At 60.6% G+C, this 15169-nt stretch carries 18 protein-coding genes; 5 read left to right on the top strand and 13 right to left on the bottom strand.

Annotated elements, in window-relative coordinates:
- Positions 1-15: 15 nt before the first annotated feature.
- The 3 genes from RA28_RS20135 to RA28_RS20125 form a co-directional block, all read right to left on the bottom strand.
- Positions 16-3471: a chromosome segregation SMC family protein gene (locus RA28_RS20135; RefSeq protein WP_039532726.1), complete on the bottom strand. Its 3456-nt coding sequence runs from the start codon at positions 3469-3471 to the stop codon at positions 16-18.
- 141 nt (positions 3472-3612) lie between these two features.
- On the bottom strand, positions 3613-4008 hold the full coding sequence (locus RA28_RS20130) for a hypothetical protein (RefSeq protein WP_039532725.1): 396 nt from the start codon (positions 4006-4008) through the stop codon (positions 3613-3615).
- Positions 4009-4052: 44 nt separating this feature from the next.
- Complete coding sequence (locus RA28_RS20125; protein WP_039532724.1) at positions 4053-5246, bottom strand: aminotransferase-like domain-containing protein; 1194 nt, start codon at positions 5244-5246, stop codon at positions 4053-4055.
- Positions 5247-5405: 159 nt separating this feature from the next.
- On the opposite strand from RA28_RS20125, the gene RA28_RS20120 reads away from it, so the two are divergent.
- Both RA28_RS20120 and RA28_RS20115 read left to right on the top strand, forming a co-directional pair.
- Complete coding sequence (locus tag RA28_RS20120; RefSeq protein ID WP_039532721.1) at positions 5406-6176, top strand: FadR/GntR family transcriptional regulator; 771 nt, start codon at positions 5406-5408, stop codon at positions 6174-6176.
- Positions 6176-6664, top strand: a complete 489-nt coding sequence (locus tag RA28_RS20115) for a metal-dependent hydrolase (protein ID WP_039532719.1) — start codon at positions 6176-6178, stop codon at positions 6662-6664. The genes RA28_RS20120 and RA28_RS20115 overlap by 1 nt, the downstream gene beginning before the upstream one ends.
- Before the next feature lie 67 nt (positions 6665-6731).
- Here RA28_RS20115 and RA28_RS20110 read toward each other — a convergent pair whose 3' ends face one another.
- From RA28_RS20110 to RA28_RS20085, 6 genes are all read right to left on the bottom strand, one after another.
- The gene (locus RA28_RS20110; RefSeq protein WP_039532716.1) at positions 6732-7292 is read right to left on the bottom strand and encodes a F0F1 ATP synthase subunit B; all 561 of its coding nucleotides are present in this window, start codon (positions 7290-7292) and stop codon (positions 6732-6734) included.
- A 5-nt stretch (positions 7293-7297) separates the two neighbouring features.
- A complete protein-coding gene (locus tag RA28_RS20105; RefSeq protein WP_039532714.1) occupies positions 7298-7849 on the bottom strand; it encodes a F0F1 ATP synthase subunit B' in 552 nt (183 codons plus the stop codon).
- Positions 7850-7935: 86 nt separating this feature from the next.
- A complete protein-coding gene (locus RA28_RS20100) occupies positions 7936-8160 on the bottom strand; it encodes a F0F1 ATP synthase subunit C (protein WP_005981269.1) in 225 nt (74 codons plus the stop codon).
- 48 nt (positions 8161-8208) lie between these two features.
- On the bottom strand, positions 8209-8967 hold the full coding sequence (locus RA28_RS20095; protein WP_039532712.1) for a F0F1 ATP synthase subunit A: 759 nt from the start codon (positions 8965-8967) through the stop codon (positions 8209-8211).
- A 2-nt stretch (positions 8968-8969) separates the two neighbouring features.
- Positions 8970-9302 carry an AtpZ/AtpI family protein gene (locus RA28_RS20090; RefSeq protein ID WP_039532710.1) on the bottom strand — a complete coding sequence of 111 codons (333 nt, stop codon included), beginning with the start codon at positions 9300-9302 and terminating at the stop codon, positions 8970-8972.
- A 185-nt stretch (positions 9303-9487) separates the two neighbouring features.
- A complete protein-coding gene (locus RA28_RS20085; RefSeq protein ID WP_039532959.1) occupies positions 9488-10399 on the bottom strand; it encodes a DMT family transporter in 912 nt (303 codons plus the stop codon).
- 84 nt (positions 10400-10483) lie between these two features.
- Between RA28_RS20085 and RA28_RS20080 the strand changes: the two genes are divergently transcribed.
- Positions 10484-10819, top strand: coding sequence for an ArsR/SmtB family transcription factor (locus RA28_RS20080; RefSeq protein ID WP_039532708.1), 336 nt, complete (start codon positions 10484-10486; stop codon positions 10817-10819).
- Positions 10820-10821: 2 nt separating this feature from the next.
- On the opposite strand, the gene RA28_RS20075 is transcribed toward RA28_RS20080, so the two are convergent.
- The 3 genes from RA28_RS20075 to RA28_RS20065 all read right to left on the bottom strand — a co-directional run bounded on the left by RA28_RS20075 (position 10822) and on the right by RA28_RS20065 (position 13124).
- Positions 10822-11235 carry a universal stress protein gene (locus RA28_RS20075; RefSeq protein ID WP_039532706.1) on the bottom strand — a complete coding sequence of 138 codons (414 nt, stop codon included), beginning with the start codon at positions 11233-11235 and terminating at the stop codon, positions 10822-10824.
- A 99-nt stretch (positions 11236-11334) separates the two neighbouring features.
- On the bottom strand, positions 11335-12249 hold the full coding sequence (locus RA28_RS20070; protein WP_039532705.1) for a DMT family transporter: 915 nt from the start codon (positions 12247-12249) through the stop codon (positions 11335-11337).
- Entirely contained in the window at positions 12246-13124 is an 879-nt protein-coding gene (locus RA28_RS20065) for a LysR family transcriptional regulator (protein WP_039532702.1), read from the bottom strand. Before RA28_RS20065 ends, RA28_RS20070 begins: the two co-directional genes overlap by 4 nt.
- A gap of 116 nt (positions 13125-13240) precedes the next feature.
- On the opposite strand from RA28_RS20065, the gene RA28_RS20060 reads away from it, so the two are divergent.
- Both RA28_RS20060 and RA28_RS20055 read left to right on the top strand, forming a co-directional pair.
- Positions 13241-13822: an FMN-dependent NADH-azoreductase gene (locus RA28_RS20060; protein ID WP_039532698.1), complete on the top strand. Its 582-nt coding sequence runs from the start codon at positions 13241-13243 to the stop codon at positions 13820-13822.
- A 65-nt stretch (positions 13823-13887) separates the two neighbouring features.
- On the top strand, positions 13888-14628 hold the full coding sequence (locus RA28_RS20055; RefSeq protein WP_039532957.1) for an aspartate/glutamate racemase family protein: 741 nt from the start codon (positions 13888-13890) through the stop codon (positions 14626-14628).
- Here RA28_RS20055 and RA28_RS20050 read toward each other — a convergent pair whose 3' ends face one another.
- Complete coding sequence (locus tag RA28_RS20050; protein WP_039532696.1) at positions 14629-15159, bottom strand: prolyl-tRNA synthetase associated domain-containing protein; 531 nt, start codon at positions 15157-15159, stop codon at positions 14629-14631. It lies immediately after the preceding gene.
- Positions 15160-15169 lie beyond the last annotated feature (10 nt).

Genomic DNA, 15169 nt, shown 5'->3' with positions numbered 1-15169 from the left:
CGATCCGGTGAGGGATCAGGCGACCATCTGCTCGGCCTTTTTGAGGTCGACCGAGACCAGTTGGCTGACGCCCTGTTCCTGCATGGTCACGCCAAACAGCCGGTCCATCCGCGCCATCGTCACCGCGTGGTGGGTGATGATCAGGAACCGCGTATCGGTCTGGCGGCACATCTCGTCCAGCAGGTCGCAGAACCGGGTGACGTTGGCGTCGTCGAGCGGCGCATCAACCTCGTCCAGCACACAGATCGGGGCCGGGTTGGCGAGGAAGACCCCAAAGATCAGCGCGGTTGCGGTCAGGGTCTGTTCGCCGCCCGACAGCAGGCTGAGGGTCGAAAGTTTCTTGCCCGGCGGTTGGCACATGATCTCAAGCCCCGCGTCCAGCGGATCGTCGCTTTCGACCATGACGAGATTAGCCTCACCGCCGCCAAACAGATGCTTGAACAACATGGCGAAGTTTGAATTCACCTGTTCAAACGCGGTCAGCAAGCGCTCGCGCCCTTCACGGTTGAGGCTGGCGATACCGCTGCGCAGGGCCTTGATCGCCTCTTCCAGATCGGACTTTTCGCTGTTCAGCGTGTCGAACTCGTCCTGAACCTCTTTGCTGTCTTCTTCGGCACGCAGGTTCACCGCACCCATGGCGTCGCGTTGGCGTTTGTGGCGGTTAACCTCAGCCTCCAGCGCGTCCGCTTGCGGCATCTGGTCGGGGTCGGTGTCCAACTGGTTCAGCAGTTGGTTCGGGGTCAGCTGCTGGTCTTCGGCAATCCGTTCGGCCGCGGCGACCACGCTTTCCTTGGCCGCGTCACAGCGCGCCTCAGCCGCTGCGCGGCTTTCGCGGGCTTCCGAGGCCAGACGTTCCGCCTCGCGTTCGGCCATCACGCATTCGCGCTGTTGCGTTTCAGCTTGCGCCAATGTGTCAGCGGCTTCGGCGCGGCGGGCTTCGGCGGTTTCGATCAGTTCGTTTAGTTCCTCGCGGGCCTCGGCGATTTCGCCGGGGGCGGCCATCGCCTCGGTCAACTCCTCCTCGGAGCTTTCCTTGCGTTCGGCCAGTTCGGAAATCCGTTTTTCCGCCGTCTCGAGCCGGTGCCGCCAGCCGCTGAGGTCTTTCGCGACCTCCTGGCCGCGGCGGGTGCGGGCCTCGCCCTCGCGGCGTAACTCGTCATGGGTCGAGCGGTGCGTCAGCATGGTGATACGGGCCGCCTCGACGGTCTGCTTGATGTCCTCGACCTGTGCGCGGGCGCTGTCGAGATCACCGAGGTCGGTCAGGGCCCCTTCGGCCTCGCGCAGTTGAGCGCGGGCGGACATCGCGTCTTCCTTGTGGCGGTCCACGGCCAGCGACAGGGTTTCCAGCTTGCCCTGTGCCAGATTGCGGTCTGCCTCGGCCCGGCTGAGCTGACGTGCGGTTTCAGCCATGCGCTGATCAGCGGCGCGACGGGCCTCACGCGCGCGGCGGTCAGCCTCGGTCACGTCAGAGAGTTGCTTCGAGAGCGTCTCATGCGCGGCACGGGCACCCTCGGCCTGCGCCTCGGTGCGGGCGAGTTCCTGCTTGAGGGCTTCCAGCTTGTTCAGTTGCTCCAACCGCAGGGCCGCAGCGCTTGGGGCATCCTCGGCCCAAGCGCGGAATCCGTCCCAGCGCCACAGATCACCCGAGCGCGACACTAGGCGCTGACCGGGTTTCAGTGCAGCCTGCAGGCGCGCACCCTGATCCGCATCCACGAGGCCGATTTGCGCGATCCGTCGGCTGAGCCGATCGGGACCGGAGACATGCAACGCCAGCGGCTCGGCACCGTCGGGCAGCGGCTGATCGCTGTCATAACCCGCGACCTGCACCCAACCGGAGGGGCCGTCGCCTTCGACCAACGGCGCACGCAGGTCATCGGCCAGCGCCGCGCCCAGCGCCTTTTCATAGCCCGAGGCAACGCGGAGCAAGTCCAGAACCTGCCCGCCCTCAGCGGTGTCGCGTTCGACCAGTTTGGCCAAAGCGGTGGTTTCTGCACGGATTGCGCCCAGTTCGCCTTCGGCCTCTGACCGCTGTGCGCGGGCTTCGGCTTCGCGCGCCTGCGTTTCGGTGCGCAGCTCATCTGCCGCGGCCAAAGCGTCCTCGGCGGCCTCGGCGGCTTCGCGGGCCTCTTCCTCGCCCACCTGCGCTGCCTCGAACGCCTCGCTTGCGCGGGTCAGTGCGGATTTGGCTTCTTCCACGGCGGCGCGGGCTTTTTCTTCTTCGCTTTCGGACCGGGCCAGCGTCTTGCGGCTGTCTTCGACCAGCCGCTGAGCGGATTGGTGACGCGCCACCAGCCGGGCCATGTCCTCGGTATCCTGCGCCAGACGATCCTCGCGCTGTTGCAGGACCGCAGCAGCCTCACGGGCGATCTCGGCGGCCTCGGCGAGCTTTTCATCATAGCCCTCGGCGGCCTTGGCAAGTTCGCGGGCTTCCCATTCCAACCGTTCGATCATCTCACCGGCATCACGGTTCAGACCGGATTCGCGTTCGATATCATTGCCAAGCTGCTGGATGCGACCGGTCAGTGTCTCGATCGTCTGCCGCGCGCGGGCTTCCTGATCGGAGAGTTGATCGCGCTGCACCAACTGGCGTTGCAGAACGGCGGCGGCGATGGCCTCTTCTTCGCGCAGCGGTGGCAGGGTCTCTTCGATCTCGGCACGCTTGGACGCGGCGTCGCGGGCCTCGGCCTCGGCGCGGGAGGCTTCGGTGATGCGAGTGCGCAGTTTTTCCTCGGCCTGCTGGCGGGCCAAATCGGCCTCTTTCCAGCGACGGTAAAGCAACATGCCCTCGGCCTGACGCAGCTGCTCGCCGATCTCGCGATAGCGTGCCGCCTGACGGGCCTGACGGGCGAGTTGCGCCAGTTGCCCACCCAGTTGCTCCAGCACGTCATCGACGCGAGTCAGGTTGGCTTCGGTGCCTTTCAGCTTCAACTCGGCCTCGTGCCGCCGTTGGTAAAGGCCGGAGATCCCGGCGGCTTCTTCCAGAATGCGGCGGCGGGCGCGGGGTTTGGCGTTAATCAGTTCGGCAATGCGGTTCTGCCCCACCAGCGCGGGCGAATGCGCCCCGGTCGAGGCATCGGCGAACAGCATCTGCACATCGCGGGCGCGGACATCCTTGCCGTTGGTCTTGTAGGCACTGCCCACATCGCGGGTGATGCGGCGGATAATCTCAAGCTGGTCGCTGTCATTGAAGCCGGACGGGGCGAGGCGTTCCGAGTTGTCCAGCGTCAGGACAACCTCGGCAAAGTTGCGGGCCGGGCGTGTGGCGGCCCCGGCAAAGATCACATCCTCCATCGCGCCGCCGCGCATCGATTTGGGACGGTTTTCGCCCATCACCCAGCGCAACGCTTCCAGCAGGTTGGACTTGCCGCAGCCATTGGGACCAACAACTCCGGTCAGCCCGTCCGCGATGATCAGATCGGTCGGGTCCACGAAGCTTTTGAAGCCGGTCAGTTTGAGTTTGCTAAAGCGCAAGGGCTGCTCTTGGTATGATTCCTATGGTTAGGAAGTCTGCGCAACGTATGGGGGAGGTGTCAACGTGCTTGCGCAGGATATGGGATATTGAGCCGAGTTATCCACAATATCTTGGCTGAATTGGGCGTGAACCTGTGACCCTCAGTAGGGCGTACACTCAAAAACCTGATAGCCGTAGCCGCCGGAATAGCCGTAGTTAACACATTCATAAGAGCGGCTGAGAAGCGCGCCGAAAATCAGTTTCTCGCCCAATTCACGGTCACAGCCCAGCACACCCACGGTAACCGCCGCGTCACCCAGCACGTCGAGGAGCGGGCACCCCGAGACCTGCTCCATCGCCAGCGCGGCCCGATCACGGATCGGCCCCAGTCGTGGGGCGTATTGCGGGTTGACCCGCACCGCTTCCGCCAGTTGGTTGCGCACCCGGACATCAAAGATGCTGCCGTTCACCGCGATACGCGTCGCAGGTTGGTCGCGGAAATAGGTCGATCCGCCCGAACAGGCAGCAAGGAACAGAAAGGCGAGCAAACGGAACATGTCGCCGTTCTTGCGGCAATATGGTTAACGAAACCTTTTCCGCTTCAGGCGCGCAACACCTCTCCCAGTCGGCGGATGCCTTCGCGGATCGTGGCCTCGTCCGAGTTGGAAAAGCTCAGCCGGATGGTATTGGCCCCGGTGTCATCCGGGTAAAACGCCTGACCGGGCACAAAGGCCAGATTGACCGCTTCCAGCGACCGCTGCAGCAAGTCAGCCCCGTTCACGTCTTTGGGCAGGGTGACCCAGACGAACATGCCGCCTTCGGGCCGGGTCCAAACAACGCCAGCGGGCATGTGCTGCGCAAGCGCGTCCAGCATCGCGTCGCGACGGGCGGCATAGGTGCGGCGCAACTTTGGGACATGGGTTTCGAACAGGTCCCGCGCCACTTGGTTTACGGCCATCTGATTGATGGTTGAGGAATGCAGGTCCGCAGCCTGTTTCATCAGCACCAGTTGCGCAATCACCGGCTTGGACGCGACAACCCAGCCAAGGCGCAATCCCGGCGACAGGGTTTTTGAAAAACTGCCGCAATAGATCGTCCGGCAATTCTCGATGGGTCCCCGGCGTGCCTGTTCCAACGCAAGGATCGGCGGGATCGGATCGCCGTCATAGCGCAGCGCCTGATAAGCCCCGTCCTCGATGATGGCGCAGTCCAGTTCGTCGGCCAGATCCAGCAGCGCCTCTCTGCCCCGCAGGTCCACGGTTTCACCCGTCGGGTTGGCAAAATCGGCCGATAGATAGGCGAACTTGATCGGGCTGCCCTCTGCCGCGGCTCGATACTCAGCCGCCCGGCGATTGCCGTTGATGCTGAGGCGGTCAAAGCGCGGCTCGTAGGCGTCGAACGCGTTGAGCGCACCCAGATAGGTCGGCCAACCGACCAGTGCCGTATCACCCGGTGACAGAAAAAGCTTGCCCAGATAGTCCAGCGCCTGCTGTGAACCCGAAGTGATCAGGATGTTGTCGACACCGCAGTCGACGCCGATCCCGCGCATGTAATCGACGAGCCATTCGCGTAGCGGCGCGTAGCCTTCGCTGTTGGAATATTGCAGCGCCTGCGCTTGTTGATCTGGGGCAAGCGCCTGCTGGAATGCCTCGGCAAACGCCTTGGCCGGGAACAGGTTGGGGTTGGGAATACCGCCCGCGAATGAGATAATGCCCGGCTGGCCAAGCAGTTTCAGCAATTCGCGGATTTCAGATGCCTTCATCCGGGATGCACGGGTGGCGTATAGCTGATCCATTGGTTTCGAGGCCTCCTCTGCCCAGCGCGCAGCCTAGTCAGAGCGCCAACTATGTCAATATATCTGACCTAATGTTTCAAAGATCGTGAGGCGGGCATTCTTGAACGTGCCGGACATACGTGGTCATATGATTTGACCAATTTATCTGGCGAAGATGCGATGCCCTTTCAAAAAGTTCAGACCGAAAAGCTGTCTCTGACGGTGGTTCGGCAGATCGAGTTGCTGATCCTGCGTGGTATTCTGCGCCCCGGCGAGCGTCTGCCTTCGGAACGGGAACTGGCCGAACGGATGGGGGTGTCGCGCCCGTCTTTGCGCGAAGCGATCTCGGACCTTCAGGAACAGGGGCTGCTGACTGCCAAGGCGGGATCGGGTATTTACGTGGCCGAGGTTCTGGGCTCGGCCTTTTCGCCCGCATTGATCCGGTTGTTCGGCAATCATGAGGAGGCGGTGTTCGACTACTTGTCGTTCCGCCGGGATATGGAGGGGCTGGCCGCGGAGCGCGCCGCCCGGACGGGTTCGGACAGCGATTTGAAAGTTGTGCAGACCATTCTGGATAAGATGGAAACCGCCCATGCACGCAACGACACCGAGGAAGAGGCGCATCTGGACGCGCAGTTCCACATGGCAATCATAGAGGCCAGCCATAACGTCGTGATGCTGCACATGATGCGGTCGATGTTCGATTTATTGCGGCAGGGCGTGTTCTATAACCGCCAGATCATGTTCGATCAGCGGACAACCCGTGATGCCATTCTGGATCAACACCGTGCCATCTACACCGCCCTGCAGGACCGCGATCCCGGCGGCGCGCGAAGGGCGATCGAAAAGCATTTGGACTTCGTCGAAATCTGTATGGCTGAAAAGCAAAAAGCCCGGCACAACGAAGAGATCGCGCAACAAAGGTTGAAGCATGAGACGGGTGAGGTCTGATGTTCATCGGTCACCTGCCCGGAGCCTATTTGATCTTCCGGGCAACGGTGCCCAATCTCGGCAAGCTTGCCTTCACCGCTGCAATGATCGGGGCCGTTGCCCCTGATATCGACATCCTGTGGTTTTACCTTGTCGATGATCGCGGGCACCATCATCATTCCTACCTCACCCACCGCCCGATCATCTGGATGGGGTTTCTGCTTACCGGTCTTGTGATCCGGCAATGGCTTCAACGCGCCGGGACGTTTCTGACCTTCTTTGGTGCGGGCGGGTTGGTTCACCTGCTGTTGGATTCGATCGCTGGCGAGGTCGCCTGGTTCTGGCCCCTGTCCGACGCGACCTATCCGTTTGTTACCGTGCAGGCGACGCATTCGCATTGGATCCTGTCATTTCTTAACCATTGGACCTTCAAGGTTGAAATCCTGATCACGATGGTTGCCCTGATCGTGCTGGTTGTGAGCTGGCGCAGATCAAAGGAAAAGGCGTAGCACAGGAACCAAAAAACCCGAGCGCCTTGCGGCCCTCGGGTTTTTCTCAATCCCATGATCCGGTCGATCAGTGCAGCTTTTCACCAACATCCGCGATGGATGCGTCGATCAGCTTGTTTGCCTGAGCGGCGGTCATCTGCTTGGCCAGCACGGCGTTTGCCGCGGAAACAGCAACGGTGATGGCCTGATCGCGCACCTCTTTCACAGCCGAGGCTTCGGCCGATGCGATCTGATCCTGCGCAGCGGCCAGACGGCGTGCGATGGATTTCTCAAGATCAGCCTTGGCCTGCTCGGCGGCCAATGCGGCGTCTTCCTTGGCAGCGGCCACGATGGCGTCTGCCTGACCCTGAACCTCGCGATGCTTGCGCTCGTACGAGGCCAGCAGGCTGCGCGCCTCTTCATGCAGGGCACGGGCTTCGTCCAGTTCGGCCTGAATGCCTTCGGCGCGGTTGTCCAGCGCACCGCCAATCATGCCGGGGACCTTGAAGTAGAACAGGACCGCGATGAACACGATGAAGCCCAGGAAGACCACAAAGTCCGTATTGGCCAGCGAGAAGAACGGGCCTTTGGCTGCCAATGCCGGGCTGGCTGCGCCGAAGGTCAGGATAAGGGCAAGAATGTTCCGCATGTCACTTATCCTTTCATTTGCGCGTCAACGGCACCGTCGATGGCTTTGGCATCCGCCTCGCCGCCCAGTGCAGTGACCAGTTCAGCCGCCGTATCCTTGGCAACCACTTGTATACTTTCCAGCGCACCGGCTCGGATGTCGGCAATCGCCTTTTCCGATTCAGCCGCTTTTGCAGCGATTTCCGCATCTGCCTTGGCAATCGCCTCATCCAGACCAGACTGGATTTCGGCGCGGGCTTCGGCAGCGATACGCTGTGCCTCAGACCGGGCATCGGCCAGCGCCTTGTTATAGGCCTCTTCAGCCTCGACCGCCTTGGCCTTCAGATCTTCGGCCGCAGCCAGGTCATTTGTAATGGTCCCCTGACGTTCAGCCAGGATCGCCGCAATGCGCGGCAGGGCCACGCGGGACAGGACCAGAAAGATGACGACAAGCGTAATGACCAGCCAGAAAATCTGGTTGGGGAACCAATCGAAGCAGAGCTGCGGCATCCCGATGGCAGAGCCACCAGCGTCGACGCATGTGCCGGCTACCTCTTCTGTAAGGGGTTCAGTCGCCATGATATCCTCCGTCGGAACGTTGTCTTTACAACAGGTGGGCCGCTATGGCTTGGACCCACCTGCGCGTAAGGATCAGGTTCCGCAGATTATACGGCGAACATCAGCAGCAACGAGACCAGGAATGCGAAGATCCCCAGGGCTTCTGCGAACGCGATACCGATGAACAGGGTTGCGGTCTGCGAAGCAGCCGCCGAAGGGTTGCGCAGGGCGCCGGCCAGGAAGTTGCCTGCAACGTTGCCCACCCCGATTGCGGCTGCGCCGGAACCGATTGCTGCCAGGCCTGCGCCGATGTGTGCGAGATCGCCTTCCATGATGTATCTCCTTACGAATTGGAAGTTTCGATGTTGGGGGTTCGGACCTTAGTGCGACGGATGCAGCGCATCCTTCAGATAAACACAGGTCAGAATGGTGAAAACGTAGGCCTGAATGAAGGACACGAGGACCTCGAGGCCATACATTGCGGTGATCGCCAGAACCGACACGGGCGAGATCGCGGCAATCGCGGCAAAGCCCGCAAACACCTTGATCACGGCGTGGCCTGCCATGACGTTACCAGCAAGACGAATGGAGTGGCTGACCGGGCGCACGAAGTACGAGATCAGCTCGATGATCGCCAGAACGGGGCGCAGGGCCATCGGCGCGCTGGAAACCCAGAACAGGCCCAGAAACGCGGTGCCGTTCTTGACAAAGCCCAGAACGGTCACGGTCAGGAACACGGCCAGCGCCAGCGGAATGGTCACGGCGAAATGCGATGTCGTGGTGAACGACATCGGGATCATGCCAAGGAAGTTTGCGCAGACGATGAACATGAACAGGGTCATGACATAGGGGAAGAACTTGACGCCTTCCTTGCCGCAGATGTCTTCCAGCATCTTGTAGATGAAGCCATAGGCCAGTTCGGCCACCGACTGCATCCGGGTCGGGACAATCGCGCGTTTCGAGGTGCTGAGCACCAGCAGGGCAAACACCGCCGCAATCGCCAGGAACAACCACAGGGTCACGTTTGTGGGCGTGTACCACGCAATCGCACCGTCACCGAACAACGGCTTTACGATGAACTGATCCATCGGATGGAAAACCAGGCTGCTGCCTTCTGCTGCGGTGGTCTCGGTCGCCACGTTCAGTCCCTTTCGTCCTTCTCGGCAGCCGTCGCCGCCGCTTGTTTCTCTTGGACCTCTTTGGCGCTGCGGAGCATAACCTTCACTCCGGCGACGAGGCCCAGCAATGTGAACAGCACCAGAAAGATCGGGATTGTCCCGAGCAGGCTGTCCAGCCCGTATCCGATGCCAAATCCGATCCCAAGACCGGATACCATTTCGATGACCATCCTCCAGGCAAGTTCGCCCCCGGACACGTCAGTATCTGCACGCGGTTTCGGCGTATTCGCCTTTTTCGCCGCCTCGATCTTGGCCTCAAGCTGCGCCATACGCTGCTTTTGGTCATCATCGGTCACGGGCGTTTTCCTCGCACAGTCTTGAGGCTAGGTGCTAAGCGGCATGGGGCACAGAGTCAACGGCGTTGAGAGCCCGAATTGACGCATCCTATAGCGTTGTTTTAAAACGATATAATTCACCGTTGCGCCCTAACCATTTGACCCTGTTTGGCCTTGGGGCGCGAATTTCGCCGGAAAACCCATATTCAACCTTTTGGTTGATCTTTGTCCCCACTGCCCTGCAGCAGGCGTCTGACAATGCGCCCGTCGATCAGCAACAGACCAACGAAGATCGCGGCCATGCCCAGCAGATGCTCGGGCAGCAGCGCTTCACCCAGAACCCAGGTGCCAAGTACCAGCGCCGAGATGGGCGCGATCAGTGTCGCGGTTGACATGTTGGTCGGTCCAGCCTTGGGCAACAGCCAGTAGAAGACGATGAATGCGGCCGAGGTCAGGACGAAACCGATCACCATCAGGGACAGCCATGTCTCGGCCCGCGTGACTACCGGCAACCCCTCGCGCCAGAGCGCGAGCGGTGCGATGGACAGCGTTGCGCCGGTCAGCGCCAGCGCGACCAAAACCACGGGCTGCATGTCCCGAAACGCGCGGGCGATGTTCAGCGAAAAGGCATAACAGACAGGCGCGCAGAGGATCAGCAGGATCGCCCAGAACTCCGAGGTCGCACCGGCTTGCAAGACCGGCAGCGACAGAATGACGATGCCCATAAAGCCGCAAATCACACCCAGCGATTTCAGCAGCGTCGCCCGTTCGCTGCCCGGCCAGAAATGCGAGACCAGTACGGCAAAGGCCGGGGTGGTTGCATTGACGATACCAGCAACGCCCGAGGCGACATGTTGCTGGCCCAACGCATAAAACGCAAACGGCCCGGCATAACTGAGCGCACCGAAACCCAGCAGGCCAATAGCGCGGGCAAAGCTCAGACGGATGGGCAAACGTGCGCCGATGACATAGACCCAGCAGCCCAATGCGCCGAAGCCGACCCGCCCCATCGAAACCGAAAGTGGCCCCAATTCGCGCAGCAGGATGACGTTGAACATGAAGGACATGCCCCAACCGATCCCGAGGATGCCGATCACCAGCCAGTATTTGAGAGCCATCGCCTGCCCCTTCGCACGGTTTGCGCGCACATTCATCTTCTGGCGGAAATTGTCAAACCGCTTCCTGCGCTTTAGGAAAGACCCATGTCACAGGATCTCGACACCGTGTTTGCAGCCCTCGCAGACCCCACCCGCCGCACCATCCTTGCGATGCTGCTGGAGGATGACATGGCGGTGACGGATGTGGCTGAACCGTTCGAGATGTCGCTGGCCGCAATCTCGAAACATCTGGCTATCCTGACCAGAGCCGGGTTGATCAGTCAGGAAAAACGCGGGCGGGTAAAATGGTGCAAGCTTGAACCTGACGCGTTACGGGCCGCGTCGGTCTGGATGCAGGGGTTCGGGCAGTTCGAGCCGGTCAATCTCGACGCGTTCGAGCGGTTTCTGCAAGTCGAACTGCCCCCGGCGGACGAGGCCTGACATTACCTGACCACAAAGACCGATACTTTGGCGTGCTTGGCCAGATAACCGGCATGGCTGGAAAAGATATAGTCGGTGATCCGGGGCGCGTGGGTCCCCACCACGATCAGATCGGCACCAATGTCTTCGGCGGCGCGGGTCAAGTCTCGGTCAACCTCGGGCGCGACATCGACCGAGTGAATGTTCAGGGTGGTGACTTCCGTCCCGCTCTGACTGGCAAGCCGGTCCACAAGAGCCTGCAACTCGGACGAAACCGCCCCACCTGATTGCGTTACGTCACCCGGTTGGCCACTGGTCACGCTGACAACTGTGATTTTCGCGTTTTGCCAACCGGCAATCTGGCCCGCAACATCCAGGGCCTTCTGGATTTCAGGCGACATATGCAGGTCGACAGGGACCATAATGTGATTGAACATGGAATATCCTCCTGCTTGGGAAGATAGCGCAATTTGTGCGATTGTTCCTTGATTTGCCTCATGACCGCCATTGATACGGCACCATCCTTGGTCCGCAGGTCATTTGGCCAGCGGCCCGGACGTGGCAGATGCGTTTTCTTCACTTTTCAAAAGCAGCACCAGAGCAACCGCCGTTAGCACCACACCGACAAAGACTATTGCGGGTGGAATTGGTCGGCCGAGTGCTATTTCCCACAGAATGACCCAGCTGGGGATCAGGTAAGTATAGGCCATGACCTTGGCCGACGGCAGGCGCAGGGCTGCGAACTGAACCAGTACGAAACTGGCGGCCGTCGCAAACACCGCCAGATACAAGAGGGTGATCCAAACGATCGGTTCCAGATTGGCCCAATCCGTCGATTGAATATCGGACCAACCGAAGCCCAACAGAATGATGCATCCAGCCACCAGAGTTCCAAAGGTAAACACAACGGCGGGCTCGCCGCGATTCAACTTGCGAACCATCGGTGTGTAGATTGCATGGGCAAGGCATCCCCAGAAAAAGATGGTCTCGCCACGACCTATTTCGAAGGCGCGGAACGCCTGCCAATCCGCCCGAAAAATCACCCACAAAGCACCTGTGGCGCCGACTGCGAGCGCCAGCGCCATCCGCGCGGTCGTGATCTGACGCAGCAAAACCCACCCGGCCAAGGCAGACATGACAGGTGTCAGGGTAAACACCGCCGACGTGCTGACCGGTTCGGCGGTTTTCAAGCCGTAGAACATCAGGACGAAATAGCTTGAGAACAAACCGCCCAGCACGGCGTATCGCCACGGGGCCTGTGCAGCGCTGCGGGGCAGACCGGTTGTCGCCAAGGCCGCGACACCGATAATGAACGCTGCAATCAAAAACCGGCCCGCCGTGATCGCCATGGGCGCGATCTGGTTCGCGACAATTGAACCCAACGAAAAGCTTCCGGCCACCAAGACCGAAAATGTGATCATCGCGAGGTGACCCCGCGCCTCGGGTGTCACGTAAGCCAGCCTTTGGATTGCTCTTTGAGGAAGGTCAAAAACGCCTGCACTTTCGTAGTCCTGTGCAAATCCACGTGGGTTACCAGCCACAGCTTGCCGGACCACTCGGGCAGAGGTTCCATGACTTCCACCAGATCCGGATCGCGGGAGGCCTCCCACCGTGCCATGAAACCGATCCCGGCACCGGCCAGAACGGCTTCTCGCATGCAGAAGTTGTTGGTGCAGCGAAACGCGATTGCCGCATCCGGCACATTTGCACGCAACCAACGCGAAAATGGTGCTCTGCTGTTTTCGTCGTCGGTACTGACAAACAGATGATCGGCAAAATCCTCTAAACGCGCCGGTTGGCCACGACGCGCGATATAGGCATTGCTCGCGAACAAACCGACTTCCTGAGGGATAAAGGGCTGAACGACGTTGTCAGGCTGGTCAGGCGCGGCACCGGCCCTTATGGCCACATGCGCTTCGCCGTATTCCAGACGGAACAACCTGTCGCCTGTCAGGTACCGCACGATCAGACCCGGATGCATCGACTGGAATTCCGACAGAGCCGGCACAACCAGCGGCGCCAAAGACGCAAGCGAGGTTACGACCAACTCGCCCGAGACATCGTCACCACGTCCTTTCATGCGGCCAACCAGCTGGTTGAACTGATCCTCGGTCGCCTGCGCAACGCGCAACAGATCTTCTCCGGCGTCCGTGGCGGTATAGCCGCGGGCGTGCCGTTGAAACAGTTTAACGCCCAAGCGCGCTTCGATCGCATCAATGTGCCGGATGACTGTCGCGTGATGCACTCCCAAAATCTCGGCCGCACCGCTGACGGTGCCCATCCGCGCCACCTGATACGCGGTTCTGACTTCGTCCCAATTTTCCATGCTTTCGCGCCCAATGTGCAAATTCTAACAATGCCTGTTGGTATATCCGAGTTTTGTTCGCCAGCGCAACGCTCATATTAGGCGGAGAAACACTTCCAGACCAAAGGAACACGGACATGACCAAGACCATCCTGCACATCGACGCATCGGCCCGCCGCACCGGTTCAGCAACCCGCGAATTGTCTGACCGCGTCGTCAAACATCTGGGCGCGTCGCGCATCATCCGCCGCGACCTCGCTTCGCCCCTGCCGCTGTTGACCGAAGATTGGATCGCCGCGAACTTCACCCCGGCTGATCAGCGCGATGCGGTTCAACGCGACCAGTTGGCCCTGTCAGATGAGCTTGTACAAGAATTGCAGCAAGCCGATACGGTCGTCATAGGACTGCCGATTTACAACTTCTCGGTACCAGCCGCTTTCAAGGCATGGATCGACCTTGTTGCCCGCGCCGGATTGACCTTTTCTTACTCCGAAAACGGGCCCAAGGGTCTGCTGGAAGGCAAGCGGGCTGTTTTGGCCATCGCGTCAGGTGGCACCGCCGTAGGGTCCGAGATCGACTTTGCCACCGATTACGCCAAGCATGTACTGGGTTTCATCGGCATTCAGGATGTGGACATCGTTGCCGCCGACCAGATGGCGCTGGATGCCGAAGGCGCTCTGAACAAAGCACAAAAAGCAGTTTTGGAATTGGCTGCCTGATTGACGCGCCCCCCTCGAACGTTCAGTCTGCCCACGAAATGGCTTGGGCGGGCTGGACGTTTTCAATGAAAAAAATTGGTATCTTGGGTGGTGTTGGCTGGGCGTCGACGGTCGATTACTATCGGGCAATCGCAGAAGGCGCAGGCCGCTATTTCGCGGCGAGGGGACATGGCTCACCCCTGCCGATTCCGCCTATGACCATTGAATCAGTCACGCAGGCCAAAACCCGCGCCCTGCGCGGCACCGCAGGGGACGAGGAAAGTTGGGCCGCGTTCGATGCCGTGTTCCGAGAGGCTTTGCTGACACTGGAACGCGCGGGCTGCGACTTTGGCATCATCGCATCAAACACGCCCCATGCCCGCCTGCATGCGATCCGCGAAGGGGTTTCCATGCCCATTCTCAGCATTTTCGACGCCACGGCAGAGGCAACCGCTTCAACCGGTGCATCAAAGGCGCTGGTGCTTGGCACCGCAGTTACAATGCAGGCCAGCAATTATGCCGACCGGCTGGCCGCCGAGGGCATCACCGCAAATACACGTCTGCCCGCGCCCGAGATTGCCGAGATGCAGGCGATGATCGACAGCGACTTTTATGGCGGCGCGTCTGAAACCGCCCACACCCGCCTGCTGGCCTTTTGCAACCGTCACGCCACGCCGGGCACCGCGATCCTGTTGGCCTGCACCGAGCTTCCGCTGGCCTTTCCCGACCATCTGGATGACCCGGTATTCGAAGCCGATGGGCATCTATTCATCAACCCCTCTGCCGCGCATGTCGCTGCGGCGCTTAACGAGGCGCTTGAGTGGTGATCAGGGCAGCCAGGTCACTTCGCACCCGATCCGATCAAGGAAGGCCAACAGATCGGCGCGTGCCACCGCCACGGTACGATCATTGACCAACGGGTGCATATAGATCACGTCTGCTTGCTGCGCGGCTGCGTCCATGACAAAGGTGACATCATTCTGCACCCCGTTGATCATCGCCAGCGGGCTCACCGCACCGGGGCGAATCCCGAGGGTCTGGAACAACCGATCCGCCGAGCCGAAGGACAGGTTGCCGATCCCGAGATCCGCGCCCAGCGCCTTGAGGTCGATCTCACGGCTTTGTTCCAACGTCACCAGAAAGTTGCGCTTTTTCTTGTTGCGCAGATAGAGGTTCTTGAGCCGCAGGGCATTCTCACCCGGGACCATGAACTGGCCTTCGACCCCTTTTGCATCCTCGACCGTGCGCAGCGGGACGTGGCTGTGCACCCGATAGGACAGCCCCCAGTCATCCAACTGCGCCAATAGCGCATCGGAGCTGAGCGGCAGCGTATCCTGAAATACCGATGATGCGTCCATGGGGGGCCCT

The sequence above is a fragment of the Ruegeria sp. ANG-S4 genome (assembly GCF_000814005.1).
In the GTDB taxonomy this organism is placed as follows: Bacteria; Pseudomonadota; Alphaproteobacteria; order Rhodobacterales; family Rhodobacteraceae; genus Ruegeria.
Note: the sequence above shows the minus strand (reverse complement) of the source record. Positions and strands in the feature narration are given on the sequence as shown.

Bases quoted from the DNA above. Each gene is read 5' to 3' on its own strand.
- RA28_RS20130 (WP_039532725.1), bottom strand. From the start codon at position 4,008: ATGTTCCGTTTGCTCGCCTTTCTGTTCCTTGCTGCCTGTTCGGGCGGA.
- RA28_RS20125 (WP_039532724.1), bottom strand. From the start codon at position 5,246: ATGGATCAGCTATACGCCACCCGTGCATCCCGGATGAAGGCATCTGAA.
- RA28_RS20120 (WP_039532721.1), top strand. From the start codon at position 5,406: ATGCCCTTTCAAAAAGTTCAGACCGAAAAGCTGTCTCTGACGGTGGTT.
- RA28_RS20115 (WP_039532719.1), top strand. From the start codon at position 6,176: ATGTTCATCGGTCACCTGCCCGGAGCCTATTTGATCTTCCGGGCAACG.
- RA28_RS20110 (WP_039532716.1), bottom strand. From the start codon at position 7,292: ATGCGGAACATTCTTGCCCTTATCCTGACCTTCGGCGCAGCCAGCCCG.
- RA28_RS20105 (WP_039532714.1), bottom strand. From the start codon at position 7,849: ATGGCGACTGAACCCCTTACAGAAGAGGTAGCCGGCACATGCGTCGAC.
- RA28_RS20100 (WP_005981269.1), bottom strand. From the start codon at position 8,160: ATGGAAGGCGATCTCGCACACATCGGCGCAGGCCTGGCAGCAATCGGT.
- RA28_RS20085 (WP_039532959.1), bottom strand. From the start codon at position 10,399: ATGGCTCTCAAATACTGGCTGGTGATCGGCATCCTCGGGATCGGTTGG.
- RA28_RS20080 (WP_039532708.1), top strand. From the start codon at position 10,484: ATGTCACAGGATCTCGACACCGTGTTTGCAGCCCTCGCAGACCCCACC.
- RA28_RS20075 (WP_039532706.1), bottom strand. From the start codon at position 11,235: ATGTTCAATCACATTATGGTCCCTGTCGACCTGCATATGTCGCCTGAA.
- RA28_RS20065 (WP_039532702.1), bottom strand. From the start codon at position 13,124: ATGGAAAATTGGGACGAAGTCAGAACCGCGTATCAGGTGGCGCGGATG.
- RA28_RS20060 (WP_039532698.1), top strand. From the start codon at position 13,241: ATGACCAAGACCATCCTGCACATCGACGCATCGGCCCGCCGCACCGGT.
- RA28_RS20055 (WP_039532957.1), top strand. From the start codon at position 13,888: ATGAAAAAAATTGGTATCTTGGGTGGTGTTGGCTGGGCGTCGACGGTC.
- RA28_RS20050 (WP_039532696.1), bottom strand. From the start codon at position 15,159: ATGGACGCATCATCGGTATTTCAGGATACGCTGCCGCTCAGCTCCGAT.